Source organism: Shinella pollutisoli, from assembly GCF_024609765.1.
Taxonomy (GTDB): Bacteria; Pseudomonadota; Alphaproteobacteria; order Rhizobiales; family Rhizobiaceae; genus Shinella; species Shinella pollutisoli.
In genome coordinates this window covers 33,184-49,271 of record NZ_JANFDG010000012.1, presented here as the reverse complement: position 1 = coordinate 49,271, position 16,088 = coordinate 33,184, and the positions used below count along the sequence as shown (strand labels likewise).

At 68.6% G+C, this 16,088-nt stretch carries 13 protein-coding genes; 3 read left to right on the top strand and 10 right to left on the bottom strand.

Annotated features, from left to right (window positions below; translation table 11 throughout):
• Positions 1-152 precede the first annotated feature (152 nt).
• Both NNZ72_RS11425 and NNZ72_RS11420 read right to left on the bottom strand, forming a co-directional pair.
• A complete protein-coding gene (locus tag NNZ72_RS11425) occupies positions 153-1,313 on the bottom strand; it encodes an ABC transporter substrate-binding protein (protein WP_257315441.1) in 1,161 nt (386 codons plus the stop codon).
• A gap of 129 nt (positions 1,314-1,442) precedes the next feature.
• A complete protein-coding gene (locus NNZ72_RS11420) occupies positions 1,443-2,351 on the bottom strand; it encodes a LysR family transcriptional regulator (RefSeq protein ID WP_257315440.1) in 909 nt (302 codons plus the stop codon).
• Between the two features lie 150 nt (positions 2,352-2,501).
• Between NNZ72_RS11420 and NNZ72_RS11415 the strand changes: the two genes are divergently transcribed.
• The 3 genes from NNZ72_RS11415 to NNZ72_RS11405 are packed head-to-tail and all read left to right on the top strand — an operon-like array spanning position 2,502 to position 4,155.
• On the top strand, positions 2,502-3,413 hold the full coding sequence (locus NNZ72_RS11415; RefSeq protein ID WP_257315439.1) for an alpha/beta hydrolase: 912 nt from the start codon (positions 2,502-2,504) through the stop codon (positions 3,411-3,413).
• On the top strand, positions 3,410-3,820 hold the full coding sequence (locus NNZ72_RS11410; RefSeq protein WP_257315438.1) for an ACT domain-containing protein: 411 nt from the start codon (positions 3,410-3,412) through the stop codon (positions 3,818-3,820). The genes NNZ72_RS11415 and NNZ72_RS11410 overlap by 4 nt, the downstream gene beginning before the upstream one ends.
• Entirely contained in the window at positions 3,817-4,155 is a 339-nt protein-coding gene (locus tag NNZ72_RS11405) for a PAAR domain-containing protein (protein ID WP_257315437.1), read from the top strand. Before NNZ72_RS11410 ends, NNZ72_RS11405 begins: the two co-directional genes overlap by 4 nt.
• 623 nt (positions 4,156-4,778) lie before the next feature.
• Here the strand turns inward: NNZ72_RS11405 and NNZ72_RS11400 are convergent.
• The 8 genes from NNZ72_RS11400 to NNZ72_RS11365 all read right to left on the bottom strand — a co-directional run bounded on the left by NNZ72_RS11400 (position 4,779) and on the right by NNZ72_RS11365 (position 16,053).
• A complete protein-coding gene (locus NNZ72_RS11400; protein ID WP_257315436.1) occupies positions 4,779-6,407 on the bottom strand; it encodes an ABC transporter ATP-binding protein in 1,629 nt (542 codons plus the stop codon).
• Entirely contained in the window at positions 6,400-7,227 is an 828-nt protein-coding gene (locus NNZ72_RS11395; protein ID WP_257315435.1) for an ABC transporter permease, read from the bottom strand. The genes NNZ72_RS11400 and NNZ72_RS11395 overlap by 8 nt, the downstream gene beginning before the upstream one ends.
• Entirely contained in the window at positions 7,224-8,354 is a 1,131-nt protein-coding gene (locus NNZ72_RS11390; RefSeq protein WP_257315434.1) for an ABC transporter permease, read from the bottom strand. Before NNZ72_RS11390 ends, NNZ72_RS11395 begins: the two co-directional genes overlap by 4 nt.
• Complete coding sequence (locus tag NNZ72_RS11385; RefSeq protein ID WP_257315432.1) at positions 8,339-9,928, bottom strand: ABC transporter substrate-binding protein; 1,590 nt, start codon at positions 9,926-9,928, stop codon at positions 8,339-8,341. Before NNZ72_RS11385 ends, NNZ72_RS11390 begins: the two co-directional genes overlap by 16 nt.
• Before the next feature lie 149 nt (positions 9,929-10,077).
• Positions 10,078-10,860: a carnitinyl-CoA dehydratase gene (locus tag NNZ72_RS11380; protein WP_257315431.1), complete on the bottom strand. Its 783-nt coding sequence runs from the start codon at positions 10,858-10,860 to the stop codon at positions 10,078-10,080.
• Between the two features lie 4 nt (positions 10,861-10,864).
• On the bottom strand, positions 10,865-12,919 hold the full coding sequence (locus tag NNZ72_RS11375; RefSeq protein ID WP_257315430.1) for an acetate--CoA ligase family protein: 2,055 nt from the start codon (positions 12,917-12,919) through the stop codon (positions 10,865-10,867).
• A gap of 301 nt (positions 12,920-13,220) precedes the next feature.
• Complete coding sequence (locus tag NNZ72_RS11370) at positions 13,221-14,381, bottom strand: acyl-CoA dehydrogenase family protein (protein ID WP_257315429.1); 1,161 nt, start codon at positions 14,379-14,381, stop codon at positions 13,221-13,223.
• Between the two features lie 169 nt (positions 14,382-14,550).
• Positions 14,551-16,053, bottom strand: a complete 1,503-nt coding sequence (locus NNZ72_RS11365; RefSeq protein ID WP_257315428.1) for a carnitine 3-dehydrogenase — start codon at positions 16,051-16,053, stop codon at positions 14,551-14,553.
• Between the last annotated feature and the right edge of the window lie 35 nt (positions 16,054-16,088).

Sequence of the window (16,088 nt, the reverse complement as noted above, 5' to 3'; positions counted from 1 at the left end):
TCGGATGAGGGGGCAGGGCACGCCTTCGGCGTTCCCCCTCATCCCGCTGCCGCGACCTTCTCCCCGCCGGGGAGAAGGGGAAAAAGGCACGGCCCTCATTTCCCACGCGACAATCCCTCAAGGGGGATCAGACGTATGCCGCGTCGTTCAAATCAACGCCCGCCGATCACGCCGATATAGTCCGACACCCAGCGGTGATAGGGCACGCATTCGCCCTGGCTCTCGCACTTGGTCGTGGGCGTGCGCCAGAAGCGGATCTTCTCGAAGTTGTCGAAGCCGTTGGTCGAGCAGCCCTCGTCGGTGAGGAGCGCATTGCCCTTGCAGGCCGCCGGGACCGAGGGGACCGCGCCGAACCAGGCGGCGGCGTCGCCCTGCACCTTCGGCGAGAGCGAATGCTCCATCCACATGTAGGCGCAGTTCGGATGCTGGCTTTCGGCGTGCAGCATGGTCGTGTCCGACCAGCCGGTGACGCCCTCTTCCGGGAAGGTCGAGGCGATCGGCTGGTTCTCGGCCTTCATCAGGTTGACCTGGAAGGGCCAGGAGCCGGAGGCGACGACGCCCTCGTTCTTGAAGTCGTCGATCTGGATCATCGCGTCGTGCCAGTAGCGGCCGACCAGCGCGCGCTGGCCGCGAAGCAGGTCGAGGGCGGCCTTGTACTGGTCCTCGTTGAGCTCGTACGGGTCCTTGATGCCGAGGTCCGGCTTGTGCGCCATCAGGTAGAGCGCGGCGTCGGCGATGTGGATCGGACCGTCATAGGCCTGCACGCGGCCCTTGTTCGACTTGCCGTCCGGCAGCGTCATCTCCTCGAAGACGACCTTCCAGCTCGTCGGCGCCTCGCCCTTGAAGGCCTCGGTGTTGTACATCAGCACGTTCGGCCCCCAGAGATAGGGCGTGCCGTAGTGGACGCCGCCCACCGTGTGCCAGGGCGCGTTCTGCAGGCGCTCGTCGACGGTCTTCCAGCTCGGGATGAGGTCGGTGTTGATCGGCTGGACGCGCTTGCCCGCGACGAGGCGCAGCGAGGCGTCGCCGGAGGCGGTGACGAGGTCGAAGCCGCCCTCGTTCATCAGCGCCACCATCTCGTCGGACGTGGCGGCGGTCTTCACCGTCACCTTGCAGCTCGTCTTCTCCTCGAACGCGGTGACCCAGTCGTAGGCCTTGTCCGTCTCGCCGCGCTCGATGTAGCCGGCCCAGGCGACGATCGAGACCTCGCCCTCGCCGGGGCCGAGCTCCTTCAGCGGCTCCTGGGCGATGGCGGCGGTGGCGAAGGCGAGCGAAAGGGTCAGCGCGGTGCAGGAATGCAGGGTTCGCTTCATGTCAGTCTCCCGGTTGATCCGCTTGTCTGCGGTATTGTTCCCGGAGGAGAAGGTGCCGCGATTTCGCCGCTTTCGCAAATCCATTAATCAGAAAGACGATATCGGAAAAACCGAATCCGCGGGCTTTCGCTACCGCCCGCGCCCGCTGCGCAGCGCCTCCGCCAGCCCGACGAAGTCGCGCGCGGCCTGCGGCAGGCTGGAGCCCTTGCGCCAGACCATGCCGACCTGCACAACCGGCAGGGCGCCGGAGACGTCGCGGCTCTCGATGCGGTCGCCTTCGAGCGACCACGGCCGGTAGACGAGGTCGGGGAGCAGCGCGATGCCCGCGCCGGTCGCCACCAGGCTGCGCACGGCTTCCACCGAGCGGGTGCGGAAGGCGACGTGCGGGCGGGCGCCGAGTGCTGAAAGCAGCTTTCCCGTGTTCTCCTCGATCTCGTCCACCGTCAGCATGATCAGCGGCTCCCGGGTGATGTCGTCGATGGAGATGATGTCGGCCGAGACCAGCGGATGGCCGAGCGGCAGCCAGAGGCGATAGGGCGAGGTTTCGAGGATTTCCGCCTGCAGCGCCATGCGGTCGCGCAGGTTCGAGATGACCATGACGGCGACGTCGAGCTCGCCGCCGACGAGCAGGTGCTCCAGATAGGAGCCGTTGTCCTCGATGGCGCTGACCTCGATGCCGGGGAAGGCGCGGCGGTAGCGCGAGAGCAGGTCGGAAAGCACGTAGCCGGCGACGAGCGAGGTGACGCCGAGGTTGAGCTGGCCCTTCTCCGCCGTCCGGTCGTCGGCGAAGGAACGGCGGGCGTCGGAGACGCTGGCGAGGATCTTCGTCGCGTGGCGCAGGAACTGGTGGCCGTTGTGCGTGGTGGTGAGCCCGCGCGGGTGGCGCTCGAAGAGCTCGACGCCGAGGTCGCTTTCAAGCTCCTTGATCGCCTCGGTGATCGAGGATTGCGAGATCGACAGGTGATGCGCCGCCCGCGTCACGGACCCCTGTTCCGCGACGGCGACGAAATACTGCAGCTGCCTGAGGGTGAACGCCATGGCGCGACTTAACAGGGCGGCGCGCGCCGAGGCAAGCGCCGAAAATTCGCCGGGGAAAACCGCGCGCCGCGTCGGCGGCGCGGTGCGGCATGCTATGATCGGCCGCACCACCGGGAATGAAGGGAGGAGCCGAATGCTCCGCAAGACGCCATGACCGAACGCCCGATGCCGAGCGAGGCGGGGATCCTCGCCTTCCTGAAGCGCTGCGAGGATTTCTATCCGGCCGACGCCGTCTCGGCCGACATCGCCCGGCAGCGGCGCTGGTACGACGCGCTCTGCGCCGCCTTCGACGCGGCCGCGCCCGCCGGCATGGCGAAGGAGGACGCCCTGGTGGCGGAGCGCATCCCCGTGCGCCGCTACCGGCCCGCGGCCGCCAGCGCCCGCGCGCGCGTCCTCTACATCCACGGCGGCGGCTTCGTCGTCGGCTCGCTCGACAGCCACGACGCGATCTGCGCGGAGCTCGCCGAGGCGGCGGGCGCCGAGCTCGTCTCGGTCGACTACCGCCTGTCGCCGGAGCATGTCTGGCCCGCCGCCTTCGACGATTGCTGGGCGGTGCTGGTCGATCTCCTGCTCGACGGCCGGCCGCTGGTCGTCGCCGGCGACAGCGCCGGCGGCAACCTCGCCGCCGGCATCGTGCTCAAGGCGCGCGACGCGGGTCTTACGGGCATCGTCGGGCAGGCGCTCGTCTATCCGGCGCTCGGCGGCGACCTCGTCTCCGGCTCCTACGTGGAGATGGCCGACGCGCCCGGGCTGTCGACGGCCGACGTCGCCTGGTACCGCGATGTCTACAAGGCGCCGGCCGGCGACGCGCATGCCTTCCCGCTCGGTGCGGAAGACCTCGCCGGCCTGCCGCCCGCCTTCGTCACCGCCGCCCGCTTCGATCCGCTGCGCGACGACGCGCGCGCCTATGCCGCGCGGCTGGCGCTCGCCGGCGTCTCGGTGGAATTCCGCGAGGAGCCGCAGATGGTGCACGCCTGGCTGCGCGCCCGCTTCATGAGCGAGGGGGCGGCCGCCGGCTTTGCGGCGCTCTGCAATGCCGTCGCCCGGATGGCCGCGTCGTGAGCGGCGGCACCGATCTCGACGCGCTGCTCGCTTCCATGGAGCCGGCGCTGGCGGACGGCGTCTTCGTCTTTGCGAGCGTGCCGGCGGACGATCTCCCGGTCTCTCCGATGCGCGAGGCCATCGGCTTCTTTCGGGAGGCGGAGGGCGTGACGCTGATCCTGCCGGCGGACGCGGCCGAGGGGCTTGCGATAAGCCCGCCGATGCGGCTGATCACGCTCACCGTCCATTCCTCGCTGGAGGCCGTCGGGCTCACGGCCGCCTTCGCGACCGCCTTGACCGGGGCGGGTATCAGCGCCAACGTGGTGGCCGGTTTCTACCACGACCACATCTTCGTGCCCGAGCGCGAGGCCATCCGGGCACTGGAGGTCCTGAGGGCGCTGTCGCTCGAACGGAGGAGGACGGCATGAAACGGTTCCTGCATCTTTCCGGCCTGCTCGCCGCATTCGGCCTCCCGCCGGCCGGAGCGGCGGAGACGGCCGCCCCCATTCCCGCCTGCGCGCTAACCGGCGCGCAGAGCGTCTTCATCGGCGGCGCGCCGGCGCTCAGGCTCTCCGACGTCGTCAACTGCCCGCCAGAGCTCTACGAGATCGTGCCGAGCATCATGATCGAGGGTCAGCCGCTGGTGAAGTTCCGCAGCGGCGCCGGCGAGACGGGCAATTGCGTCGCGCGCGGCGACGACACGGTAGTCGCGGAGGGCGAGGCGGCAAGCCGGCTCGGAGACGTGCGCTGCACGCAGGAGTGAGGGTGAGGCGCGGCATCGTCGGCGCGTCGAGGCCCGGCCCGCTCGCGGAGACTGCCCCTCATCCCGCTGCCGCGCCCTTCTCCCCGCAAGCGGGGAGAAGGGGTATGCCGCGCCGTTTTCCGAAGAAAGCCGTCGCCGCTCGTTTCCTTCTCCCTGCTTGCGGGGAGAAGGTGCCGGCAGGCGGACGAGGGGCATCTTCGCCCCTCGGCTGCGCAGGGCACCCCCACCTCTCCTTTGATGAGGAGACCGCCGCGAAGCGGCGGGTGAGGGTGAGCCGCGGACGCTGAGCTTGCCGCTTCACCCCACCGTCGAGGCCCGGTCCCTCGCGGAGGCTGCCCCTCATCCCGCTGCCGCGACCTTCTCCCCGCAAGCGGGGAGAAGGGGTATGCCGGGCCGTTTTCCGAAGGAAGCCGTCGCCGCTCGTTTCCTTCTCCCCGCTTGCGGGGAGAAGGTGCCGGCAGGCGGATGAGGGGCATCTTCGCTCCTCGGTTGCGTGGGGCACCCCATCTCCCCTTGATGGAGGCGGTCGCCGCGCAGCGGCGGGCGGGGGATGCGTATGCCGCTTCACTCCACCCCCCGGAGCTCCGCTCCGATCTTCCCCATCGAGGGGAGGGTAAGGCGCCTCAGTTGCCCGCGCTCTCCATCCGCCGGGTTTCCAGCACCCGTTCCAGCCAACCGATCTCCATTTCCGGCACCGACTTCAGCAGCAGGTCGGTATAGTCGTCGAAGGGCGGCGACAGCACCTTCGACTTCGGGCCGAAGCGCACCAGCCGGCCGCGGTGCATCACCGCGACGCTGTCGGCGATGGCGCGGACGATGGCGATGTCGTGGGTGATGAAGACATAGGAGACCTGCGTCTCCTCCTGCAGCTTGTGGAGGAGATTGAGGATGCCCTCCGCCACCAGCGGGTCGAGCGCGGAGGTCGGCTCGTCGCAGAGGATGAGCTCGGGCGAGGCCGCAAGAGCGCGGGCGATCGCCACCCGCTGCTTCTGGCCGCCGGAAAGCTCGGCCGGGTAGCGGTCGGCGAAGCGGCCGCCCATCTCGATCTGCTCCAGGAGCTCCTTCACCCGGGCGGTCTTCTTCTCGCCGCGCAGGCCGTAGTAGAAGGTGAGCGGCCGGCCGATGATGTCGCGCACCGTCTGGCGCGGGTTCATCGCCGTGTCGGCCATCTGGTAGATCATCTGGATGCGGCGCAGCTCGTCGTTGCTGCGGCCCTTCAGCGCCTTCGGCAGCGGCTTGCCGTCGAAGGTGATCCTGCCCTCCTGCGGCGGCAGCAGGCCGGTGATGACGCGGGCGAGCGTCGACTTGCCCGAGCCGGATTCGCCCACCACCGCGAGCGTCTGGCCCTTCGGCAGGTGCAGCGAGACGTCCTGCAGCACCCGCAGCATGCCGTAGCCGGCCGTGACGTTCTCGACCCTGAGGAGCGCGCCCGACTGGTCGGCGGCCTCCTCGCGCTTGGTGCCGCGCACGTTGACGAGCGCCCGGGTGTAGTCCTCGCGCGGCGCCTCGATGATCTGCTTCACCGGGCCGTATTCCACCATCTTGCCGTGGCGCAGCACGAGGATGTCGTCGGTGATCTGCGCGACCACGGCGAGGTCGTGGGTGATGTAGAGAGCGGCCGTATGCGTCTCCTCGATGGCGTGCTTGATCGCGGCGAGCACGTCGATCTGCGTCGTCACGTCGAGCGCCGTCGTCGGCTCGTCGAAGACGATCAGCTCGGGGTTCGGGCAGAGCGCCATGGCGGTCATGGCGCGCTGGAGCTGGCCGCCCGAGACCTGGTGCGGGTAGCGCTGCCCGAACGTCTCCGGGTTCGGCAGGCCGAGCACGCCGAAGAGGTGGACGGCGCGCTTCTCCGCTTCCGCGCGGCTCATGATGCCGTGCTTCAGCGAGGCCTCGATCACCTGCTCGCCGAGCCGGTGGGCCGGGTTGAAGGCGGCCGCCGCCGACTGCGCGACGTAGCAGACCTTGCAGCCCCGCACCTTGCGGATGCCGGCCGGCGAGAGCTTCAGGATGTCCTCGCCGTCGAGCAGCACCTCGCCGCCGGTGATCCTGACCCCGCCGCGCCCGTAGGCGAGCGAGGTGAGGCCGATGGTCGACTTGCCGGCGCCGGATTCGCCGATGAGGCCGAGCACCTTGCCCTTCTCGACGTCGAAGGAGACGCCCTCGACGAGGGTGACGGTGCGCGGCGGCTCGCCCGGCGGATAGCTCGTCGCCTCTATCTTCAGGTTCTTGACGGAAAGAAGGCTAGCCATCGCCGCGCCCTCCCTTCAGGCTGGAGGTGCGTTTCATCAGCCAGTCGACGACGAGGTTGACGCAGATGGCGAGGCCGGCGATCGCGCCGCCCGGGATGAGGGCGGCGGAGATGCCGAAGATGATCCCGTCCTTGTTGTCCTTGACCATGCCGCCCCAGTCGGCCGCCGGCGGCTGGATGCCGAGGCCGAGGAAGGAGAGGGTCGACAGGAACAGGATCGAGAAGGCGAAGCGCAGGCCGAACTCGGCAAGCAGCGGCGAGAGCGTGTTGGGCAGGATCTCGCGGAAGATGATCCAGCCCGTGCCTTCGCCGCGAAGCCGCGCGGCTTCCACGAATTCCATCACCGCCACGTCGAGCGCGACGGCCCGGCCGATGCGGTAGACGCGCGTCGAGTCGAGCACGGCCATGACGAGGATGAGGATCCACAGCTGCTGCGGCAGCACCGCCAGCACGACGAGGGCGAAGATCAGCGTCGGGATCGCCATCATCAGGTCGTTGAAGCGCGAGAACACCTGGTCGACGAAGCCGCCCGTCACCGCCGCCGTGAAGGAGAGCAGCATGCCGAGCGAGAAGGACAGGATCGTCGCGGCGAGCGCCACGAAGATCGTCGTGCGTGCGCCGAAGATCAGCCGCGAGAACAGGTCGCGGCCGAGATTGTCGGTGCCGAGCAGGTGCTCGCCGCCCATCGGCTGCCAGATGGCGCCGACGATCTGGCTTTCGCCGTAGGGGGCGAGAAGCGGGGCGAAGAGGGCGCAGATGACGGAGAGCGCGATGCCCGCCATGCCGATCCATGCGCTGATGGGGATGGTGGACAGTCTCATCGCGGATGCCTCAATCTCGGGTTCGCGACGATCGCGATGATGTCGGCGACCATGTTGAGGAAGATGTAGAAGGCGGCGAAGATCAGGCCGCAGGCCTGCACCACCGGCATGTCGCGCACCGTCACGGCGTCGACCATGTACTGGCCCATGCCGGGATAGACGAAGACCACCTCGACCACGACGACGCCGACGACGAGATAGGCGAGGTTGAGGGCGATGACGTTGACGACCGGCGCCACGGCATTGGGGGCCGCGTGCCTGGCGATGATGCGCAGGCCTGAGAGGCCCTTGAGCTCCGCCGTCTCGACATAGGCCGAGGACATGACGTTGAGGATCGCCGCCCGCGTCATGCGCATCATGTGGGCGAGCACGACGAGGACGAGGGTGGCGGTCGGCAGCGCGATGGCCGAGAGCCTTTGGCCGAAGGTCATCGAATCGTAGACCGTCGCCGGGAAGGTGGCGACGCCGAGCTGCACGGCGAAGAACAGGATCAGCAGGTAGCCGACGAAGAATTCCGGCAGCGAGATCGCCGCAAGCGAGATCACGTTGATGATCTTGTCCGGCAGGCGGTTCCTGTACTGCACCGCCAGCATGCCGAGGCCGACGGCGAGCGGCACGGAGATGGCGGCGGCGAAGAAGGCGAGGAACAGCGAGTTGCCGAGCCGCTTGCCGATCTGCTCGCTCACCGACTGCTTGGAGGCCCAGGACCTGCCGAAATCGCCCTGGAGCGCGCCGCCCAGCCATTCGAAGTAGCGTGTGGCGGCCGGCCGGTCGAGGCCGAGGTCCTTGCGGATGTTCTCGACCGCCTGCGGCGTCGCCGACTGGCCGAGATAGGTCGAGGCGAAATCGCCGGGAAGCGCTTCCACGCCCCCGAAGATCATCAGGGACACGGCGAAGAGCAGCATGACGCTGAGCGCGAGACGCTGGATGACGAGGGCCGCCAGCGGGCTCTTCTTCTTGAAGCCCGCCCAGGCCGAAGGCTTGCCTTCGCTGCCCGGGGAGCCCGCTCCAGTGGACGCAATCGACCCGGCGGCGCCGGACGGCTGCAAGGCTTCGCCTGCAACCGCCGCCGTCGTCAGTTCCGGACCGTGCGCCGGTCCGCCCGCCGCCATCAGGCGTCGAGCCACACGCGGGTTGCGACGTAGCCGTTCGACATGTCGTTGCCGATGTCGTGGACGTAGCCCTTCACGTTCTTGCCGCAGGCGTTCACGAAGTCGTTGAACATCGGCAGGATCAGGCCGCCCTCGTCGCGCACCATCATCGCCATCGTGCGGTACATGTCCTTGCGCTTGGCCTCGTCCAGCTCGGAGCGGGCCTCGAGCAGGAGCTTGTCGAAGTCCTCGCGCAGGAAACGGGTGTCGTTCCAGTCCGCCGTCGAGAGATAGGCGGTGGAATACATCTGGTCCTGCGTCGGCCGGCCGCCCCAGTAGGAGGTGGAGAAGGGCTGGACGTTCCAGACGTTCGACCAGTAGCCGTCGCCGGGCTCGCGCTTGACCTCGATCTCGATGCCGGCCTTCTTGGCGCTCTCCTGGTAGAGCACGGCGGCGTCGACGGCGCCCGGGAAGGCGACGTCGGAGGTGCGCAGCAGCACCGAGCCGCTGTGGCCGGACTTCTTGTAGTGGAAGGCCGCCTTGTCCGGATCGTAGGCGCGCTGCTCGATGCCTTCCGGGAAGAGCGCGTAGGTCTCGTTGATCGGGAAGTCGTTGCCGATCTTGCCGTAGCCGCCGAGCACCTTGTCGAGCATCGTCTCGCGGTCCATCGCGTATTTCAGCGCGAGGCGCAGGTCGACGTTGTCGAAGGGCGCGGTGTTGCAATGCATGATGAAGACGTAGTGGCCGCGGCCGGAGGTCGAGAGGATCTCGACAGTCGGCGCGCGCTTCAAGAGGTCCACGGTCTTCGGGTCGACGCGGTTGATGTAGTGCACCTGGCCGGAGGAGAGCGCGGCGATGCGGGCGGTCGCGTCGTTCATCGCGATCATCTCGACAGAGTCGACGAAGCCGCGGTCCTGGCGCCAGTCGTCCTGGTTGCGCTCGAAGGTGGCGCGCACGCCCGGCTCGAAGCTCGTCACCTTGTAGGGACCGGTGCCGATCATCGCGTCGGGATTGTCGAGGCCGCCGTTCGGCTGGATGACGAGGTGGTAGTCGGTCAGAAGCAGCGGCAGGTCGGCATTGCCCTCGGTCAGCACGAGGACCAGCTTGTCGCCGTCGGCGCGGATCTCCTTGATCGACTTCATGACGCCGAGCGCGCCGGATTCCGACTTCTCGTCGGTGTGGCGCTGCAGCGTCTTGATGACGTCGTCGACGGTCAGCTCCTTGCCGTCGTGGAACTTCACGCCCTTGCGGATGGTGAAGGTCCAGGTCGCGGCGTCGGCGGACGGCTCCCAGGATTCGGCGAGTGCCGGCACCGGCTGGCCGGTCAGCGGCTCGGATTCGACGAGCATGTCGCCCCAGTTGCGGCCGACGACGAACATAAACTGCGAGAGCGCCTTGGCGGGATCGCGCGAGTCGGTGGCCGACGCGCCCTCGAGGCCGAGCTTCAGGTGGCCGCCGCGCTTCGGTTCCTGCGCCCTGGCGGCGGTCTCGAACATGGTGCCGGCGACGGCGAGCGTGATGCCGAAGGCGGCCGCGCGGCCCATGAACTCGCGGCGGCTCATGCGGCCGAGCGCGACCTCTGTGGTGAGATATTTGGTGTAATCAGTCATTCCCCTGTTCCCTTTACTGGCCCTTGAGTGGGCAATTGTCGTTATGGTTGGCAGAATTTCCGGTTTTGGCCGCCGTGGCAACCTCTTGACCGACATTTATGCCGGCCGCGGCTCGATTCCTCCCGTCGCGTCCTCCTTTCCGTCCCCGCTCAGCGGCCCTTCCAGACCGGGTCGCGCTTCTCCGCGAAGGCGCGCGCGCCCTCCAGTTGGTCCTCGCTTGAATAGAGCACGTCCACCGTGCGGAACTGCCGGCGGGTGATGCGGTTCATCGTCGTCTGGAACGTCTCGCCCTCGGCGGCGCGCACGACCTCCTTGATCGCGGCGTAGACGAGCGGCGGGCCGCTTTCGAGGAGCCGCGCCAGCTCCCAGGCGCGTTCCATCAGCCTGTCCGCCGGGAGGATCTCGTTGACGAAGCCCCAGCGATGCGCCTCCGCGACGTCGAGCCAGCGGCCGGTGAGCAGCATGTCCATGGCGATGTGATAGGGGATGCGCTTCGGCAGCTTGATCGAGGCGGCGTCGGCCACCGTGCCGGAGCGGATCTCCGGCAGCGCGAAGGTCGCGTGCTCGGCGGCGAGGATGAGGTCGGTGGAGAGCGCGATCTCCAGCCCGCCGCCGCAGCAGATGCCGTTGACGGCGCAGATGATCGGCTTGTTGAGGTCGCGCAGCTCCTGCATGCCGCCGAAGCCGCCGACCCCGTAGTCGCCGTCGACCGCGTCGCCGGCGGCGGCCGCCTTGAGATCCCAGCCGGGACAAAAGAACTTCTCGCCCGCGCCGGTGACGATGGCGACGCGCAGCGTGTCGTCGTCACGGAAATCGCGGAAGACCTCGCCCATGATGCGGCTCGTCGCAAGGTCGATGGCGTTCGCCTTGGGACGGTCGATGGTGACTTCGAGGATGCCGCCTTCGCGGCGCTGGCGGATCGGTCCGGACATGGGCTCACTTCCTCAGACGGATCAGTGCATCGGCGGCGACGACGCCGTCGCCCTCCGGCAGCACCATTATGGGATTAACGTCAAGTTCTTCGACAATTGAAGCGTTTGAAACGACATAGGATGCCGCCGATGCGACGGCGGCGACGAGCGCGTCCATGTCGCCCTTCGCTCCGCCGCGATAGCCGGCGAGCAGCTTCGCCACCTTGAGGCCCGAGACCGCCGCGCGGATCGACGCCTCGTCCGTCGGCAGCGTCAGGATGGCGGAATCCTCCAGCAGCTCAACGAGGATGCCGCCGGCGCCGACGGTCAGGACGGGGCCGGCGACCGGATCGCGCATCGCCCCGACGATCAGCTCGGCGACCGGCCTTCCCACCATGCGCTCCACGAGGAAGCCCGAGGCGACGCCAGCCATGGCTTCCGCCGCGTCGAGCACGGCCCGGCGGCTCGCAAGGTTGAGCTTCACCGCGCCGGCTTCCGTCTTGTGGGCGACGCCGAGGCCCTTCAGCACCACCGGGAAGCCGAGTCTTTCCGCCGCGTCGGCGGCGGCCTCGGCGGTTTCGGCGGTCATCCCTTCCGGCACCGGCAGGCCGTGGGCGGCAAGCGCCCGCTTGGCCTCGTGCTCGGTGAGCGTGACGGGCCCGCCCTCCGCCGCTGCCGCCTTGAGGAGGGGGGCGGGCGCGGGCCTCGCCCAGGCCTCGCCGATGGCGGCCGCCGTCTCCGCGGCGGCCAGCGCCTCCTCGATGCCGAGGAAGGGCACGACGCCCTCCGCCATCAGGGCGTCGGCGGTCTCTTCCGGCATGTTCTCGGCCATGCTGGCAACGATGCCGGCCTTCGCGCCGGTCACTTTCGCGGCGTCGACGAGGGCGTGGCAGGTGGTCAGCCAGTCGGTCGCGTCGCAGCGGTCGAGGCGGGGGAAGTCGAGCACGACGAGGTTCAGCGCATAGCCGCCCCGCAGCATCGTCGTGAAGGCGTCGGCGAGCTTCTCGCGGTTGCCCCAGACGAAGGTGTGGTAGTCGAGCGGGTTGGCGAGCGTCACCATCTGGCCGAGCGTGTCGCGCAACGGCCGGCGCTGTTCGTCCCTCAGCGCGCGGTAGACGATCTTCCGCCTGACGCCGGCATCCGCCATCAGCGAGGCCTCGCCGCCCGAGCAGCTCATCGAGGAGATGTCGCGGCTCTCAAGGGGGCCTGCGACATGCAGCAGCTTCAGCGTCTCGAGCAGTTCCGGCAGCGTCTCCACCCGGCCGATGCCGAGGCGGGCAAGCAGCGCCGAGGAGACGGCGTCGTTGCCGGCGAGCGAGGCGGTGTGCGAGACGGTCGCGAGCTGCGCCTGTTCCGACTTGCCGACCTTCAGCACCACGACGGGCTTCTTCAGCGCGCGGGCGCGAAGACCGAGGCGTTCCAGCGATTCGAGGCTGTCGAAGCCCTCGACATGCAGGCCGACGGCGGTGACGCGCGGGTCCTCCAGCGCCGTCAGCGCAAGGTCGGCGAGGCCGGTCTGCGCCTGGTTGCCGGCCGTCAGAATATAGGCGAGCGGCAGGCCGCGCCGCTGCATCGAGACGTTGCAGGCGATGTTGGAGGACTGGGTGAGCACGGCGACGCCGCGCTCCGTGCGGACCATGCCGTGCTGGTCCGGCCAGAGCAGGGCGCCGTCCAGCATGTTGATGAAGCCGTAGCAGTTCGGCCCGAGGATCGGCATGTCGCCGGCAGCCTCCACCAGCGCGGCCTGCAGGTCGTCGCCGTCGGCAAGCTCGCTCACCGCCTCGCGGAAGCCCGACGCGTAGCAGACCGCGCCGCCGGCGCCGCGCGCGGAAAGCGCGCGGATGATCTCGACGGTGAGCCCACGGTTGACGCCGACGAAGGAGGCGTCGGGGGCGGCCGGCAGGTCGGCGACGGAGCGGTAGCACTTGCGGCCGAGGATTTCTTCCTCGCGCGGATGCACCGGCCAGATCTCGCCGGCAAAGCCCATCTTGTCGCATTGCTCGACGACGCGCCGCGCTTCCTTGCCGCCGAAGACGGCGATGGATCTCGGGCGGATGAGACGGTCGAGGGGGCGGGTCATGCGGATACCCCCCTCTGCCCTGCCGGGCATCTCTCCCTCAAGACAGGGCAATCTCCTCCGGAATCATGAGAGTGTCTCCTTCCCCTTCTCCCCGGCGGGGAGAAGGTCGCGGCAGCGGGATGAGGAGGTGAGCGAAGCGAAATACGGCGCGCTTGCCCCCTCATCCGACCCTTCGGGTCACCTTCTCCTTCTCCCCGGCGGGGAGAAGGGGAAAACGGCAGCGTTGCGTCATCTGCGATAGCCCTGCCCCCGAGGGGGAGATGCCCGGCAGGGCAGAGGGGGGTAGCGCCGGTTCCCATCCTCATGCCCCCAGCGGCCGCAGCAGGTCGCGGCTGATGATGTGGCGCTGGATCTCCGAGGTGCCGTCCCAGATACGCTCGACGCGCGCGTCGCGCCAGAAGCGGGCGAGCGGCAGGTCGTCCATCAGGCCCATGCCGCCGAAAATCTGGATCGCCTCGTCGGTGACGCGGGCGAGCATTTCCGTGGCGAAGACTTTTGCCGAGGCGATCTCGCGGTTCGCGGGAAGACCCTGGTCGAGCCGCCAGGCGGCGGACAGCGTCAAGAGGTCGGCGGCGTCGATCTCGGTGATCATGTCGGCGAGCTTGAAGGAGACGCCCTGGTTGGCGCCGATCGGCTTGCCGAACTGTTTTCGCTCCGCCGCGTAATTCAGCGCGTAGTCGAAGGCGCGCCGCGCCCGGCCGACGGAGGTGGCGGCGACGGTGAGCCGCGTGGCGTAGAGCCAGTCGTTGGCGATGTCGAAGCCCTTGTGCAGCTCGCCGAGGATCTGGGAGGAGGGGAGCCGGCAATCGTCGAAGGAGAGGATGCAGTTCTTGTAGCCGCGGTGCGAGACGGAATTGTAGCCCTCGCGGATCGTGAAGCCCGGCGTGCCGCGGTCGACGAGGAAGCAGGTGATCAGCTTCTTCTTCCCGCGCGGCGTCTCCTCCTCGCCGGTGGCGATGAAGACGATGACGAAATCGGCGATGTCGGCGTGGCTGATGAAGTGCTTGGTGCCGTTGACGACCCAGTCGTCGCCGTCCTTTCGCGCGAAGCATTTCATGCCGCGCACGTCGGAGCCGGCGTCGGGCTCGGTCATGGCGAGCGCGTCGAACCGCTCGCCGCGGACGGCGGGCAGCAGGTAGCGCTCGCGCTGCTCGCCCTCGCAGGCCATCAGGATGCCGGAGGGGCGGCCGAAGAAGACGGTGAGCGCCATCGAGCCGCGGCCGAGCTCGCGCTCGACCAGCGTGAAGGACGTGTGGTCGAGCCCGGCGCCGCCGACCTCCTCGGGGAAGTTGCAGGCGAAGAAGCCGAGCTCCCTGCATTTCCGCGCGATCTCGCGGCCGAGCTCCGGCGGCACATGGCCGGTGCGTTCGACCTCGTTCTCGTGCGGATAGATTTCCGTCTCGACGAAGGCGCGGACCGTGTCCACGATCATCTGCTGTTCGTCGGTCAATCCGAAATTCATCGATGGCTCCTCCCGTTTCTCATTGCCCCTCAACCGGCTGCCGCCACCTCTCCCCGCAGGCGGGGAGAAGGGATATGCCGCGCCGGTTTCCTCCATCCCGCACCCTGCGTTTGGCAGGTCCCCTCTCCCCGCTTGCGGGGAGAGGGTTAGGGTGAGGGGCCGCTTCCGTTCAGCCTTCGCTGTGTTTTTTCTGCCCCACGCTGCGCCCCGCCCCCTCCGGCAGCGGCAGTTTCGTATGCGCTTCCGCGATCGGCGCGATCCTCGCCAGCACCTCGGCCGGTGCGGAGACGCTCTTCCCAGCCTTGCTGTCCACATGCAGCATCATCTGCTCCGCCGTGGCGATGACCTCACCGGTCGCCGCGTCGTGAATGCGGGTGAAGAAGTGCAGGCGCTTGTCGTCGGAGGCGAGAAGCTGGAGCGTCGTGTAGAGTGCCTGCCCGAGCTTCGCCTCGCCGAGATGGCGGATGTGGGTCTCCACCGTGTAGTAGCTGTGGCCGGCCTCGACATAGGCGAAGTCGACGCCGATCAGGCGGAGCAGCGCGTCAGACGTGTCGCCGAAGAGCTGGAGATAGCGGTGCTCGGTCATGTGGCCGTTGTAGTCGACCCAGGCGGCGTTGACCCTGGTGTCGACGAGGCGGAGCGGCCCGGCCGCGGAGACGTCGACCTTCGCCTTGCCGGCCTTCGCCCAGAGCCCTTCCTCGAATTCGGCGAGCAGCTTGCCGGCACCCCAGCCGCGGCCGTCGTCGCCGGCCTTCAGCGCGTGCATGATGCCGACGAGGTTCTGGTCGCGGATGCGCTCCAGCTCGCGGATGCCGCGCGCGCCGGACTGGGCGTCGGACTGCTCGGCGATCTTCTCCACCAGCGCGTTGTTGAGGTCGACGACGTTGGTGAGCTTCGTCCAGGGCCAGGAGAGGCAGGGGCCGAACTGGGCGAGGAAGTGGCGCATGCCGGCCTCGCCGCCGGCAATGCGGTAGGTCTCGAACATGCCCATCTGCGCCCAGCGCAGGCCGAAGGAATAGCGGATGACGTCGTCCAGCGTCTCGGTGTCGCAGATGTCGTCCTTGATGAGCCAGAGACCCTCGCGCCAGACGGCCTCCAGCAGGCGATCGCCGACGAAGGCCTCGATCTCCTTGTTGATGATCACGCCCTTCATGCCGATGGGGGCGAGCTTGGCCTTGGCCTCCTCCAGCACGGCGCGCGACGTCTTCTCGCCGCCGACGAGCTCGGCGAGCGGCAGGAGATAGACCGGGTTGTAGGGATGTGCGACGAACAGGCGCTCGGGATGCTTCATGTCGCGCTGCAGGTCGCTCGGCATCAGGCCGGAGGTGGAGGAGCCGATCAGCGCCTTGGGGTCGGCGGCGGCGGCGATCGCGGTGATGACGCCGCGCTTCAGCTCCAGCCGCTCGGGCACGCTTTCCTGAATCCAGTCAACGCCTTCGACGGCCTCTTCGAGGCTCTTGCAGAAGATGAGCTTTCCCTTCGGCGGCAGGGGCGCCATGGTCAGCATGCCGTAGGCGCGCTCGGCGTTCGCCATGACCTCGCCGATGATGCGCTCGGCCTGCGGATGCGGGTCGAAGATGTTGACATCGATGCCGGCGAGCGCGAAGCGGGCCGCCCAGGCCCCGCCGATGACGCCGCCGCCGATGCAGGCGGCCTTGGTGATACTGGTCATTGTGGTTCCCCTGTCATTCTTCCATGGCGTCTCCG

What these genes read in the sequence shown, in the direction of transcription:
- NNZ72_RS11380 (WP_257315431.1), bottom strand. Translation starts at nt 10,860, where the DNA reads ATGTCCGGACCGATCCGCCAGCGCCGCGAAGGCGGCATCCTCGAAGTC.
- NNZ72_RS11375 (WP_257315430.1), bottom strand. Translation starts at nt 12,919, where the DNA reads ATGACCCGCCCCCTCGACCGTCTCATCCGCCCGAGATCCATCGCCGTC.
- NNZ72_RS11365 (WP_257315428.1), bottom strand. Translation starts at nt 16,053, where the DNA reads ATGACCAGTATCACCAAGGCCGCCTGCATCGGCGGCGGCGTCATCGGC.
- NNZ72_RS11415 (WP_257315439.1), top strand. Translation starts at nt 2,502, where the DNA reads ATGACCGAACGCCCGATGCCGAGCGAGGCGGGGATCCTCGCCTTCCTG.
- NNZ72_RS11395 (WP_257315435.1), bottom strand. Translation starts at nt 7,227, where the DNA reads ATGAGACTGTCCACCATCCCCATCAGCGCATGGATCGGCATGGCGGGC.
- NNZ72_RS11370 (WP_257315429.1), bottom strand. Translation starts at nt 14,381, where the DNA reads ATGAATTTCGGATTGACCGACGAACAGCAGATGATCGTGGACACGGTC.
- NNZ72_RS11400 (WP_257315436.1), bottom strand. Translation starts at nt 6,407, where the DNA reads ATGGCTAGCCTTCTTTCCGTCAAGAACCTGAAGATAGAGGCGACGAGC.
- NNZ72_RS11425 (WP_257315441.1), bottom strand. Translation starts at nt 1,313, where the DNA reads ATGAAGCGAACCCTGCATTCCTGCACCGCGCTGACCCTTTCGCTCGCC.
- NNZ72_RS11420 (WP_257315440.1), bottom strand. Translation starts at nt 2,351, where the DNA reads ATGGCGTTCACCCTCAGGCAGCTGCAGTATTTCGTCGCCGTCGCGGAA.
- NNZ72_RS11385 (WP_257315432.1), bottom strand. Translation starts at nt 9,928, where the DNA reads ATGACTGATTACACCAAATATCTCACCACAGAGGTCGCGCTCGGCCGC.
- NNZ72_RS11405 (WP_257315437.1), top strand. Translation starts at nt 3,817, where the DNA reads ATGAAACGGTTCCTGCATCTTTCCGGCCTGCTCGCCGCATTCGGCCTC.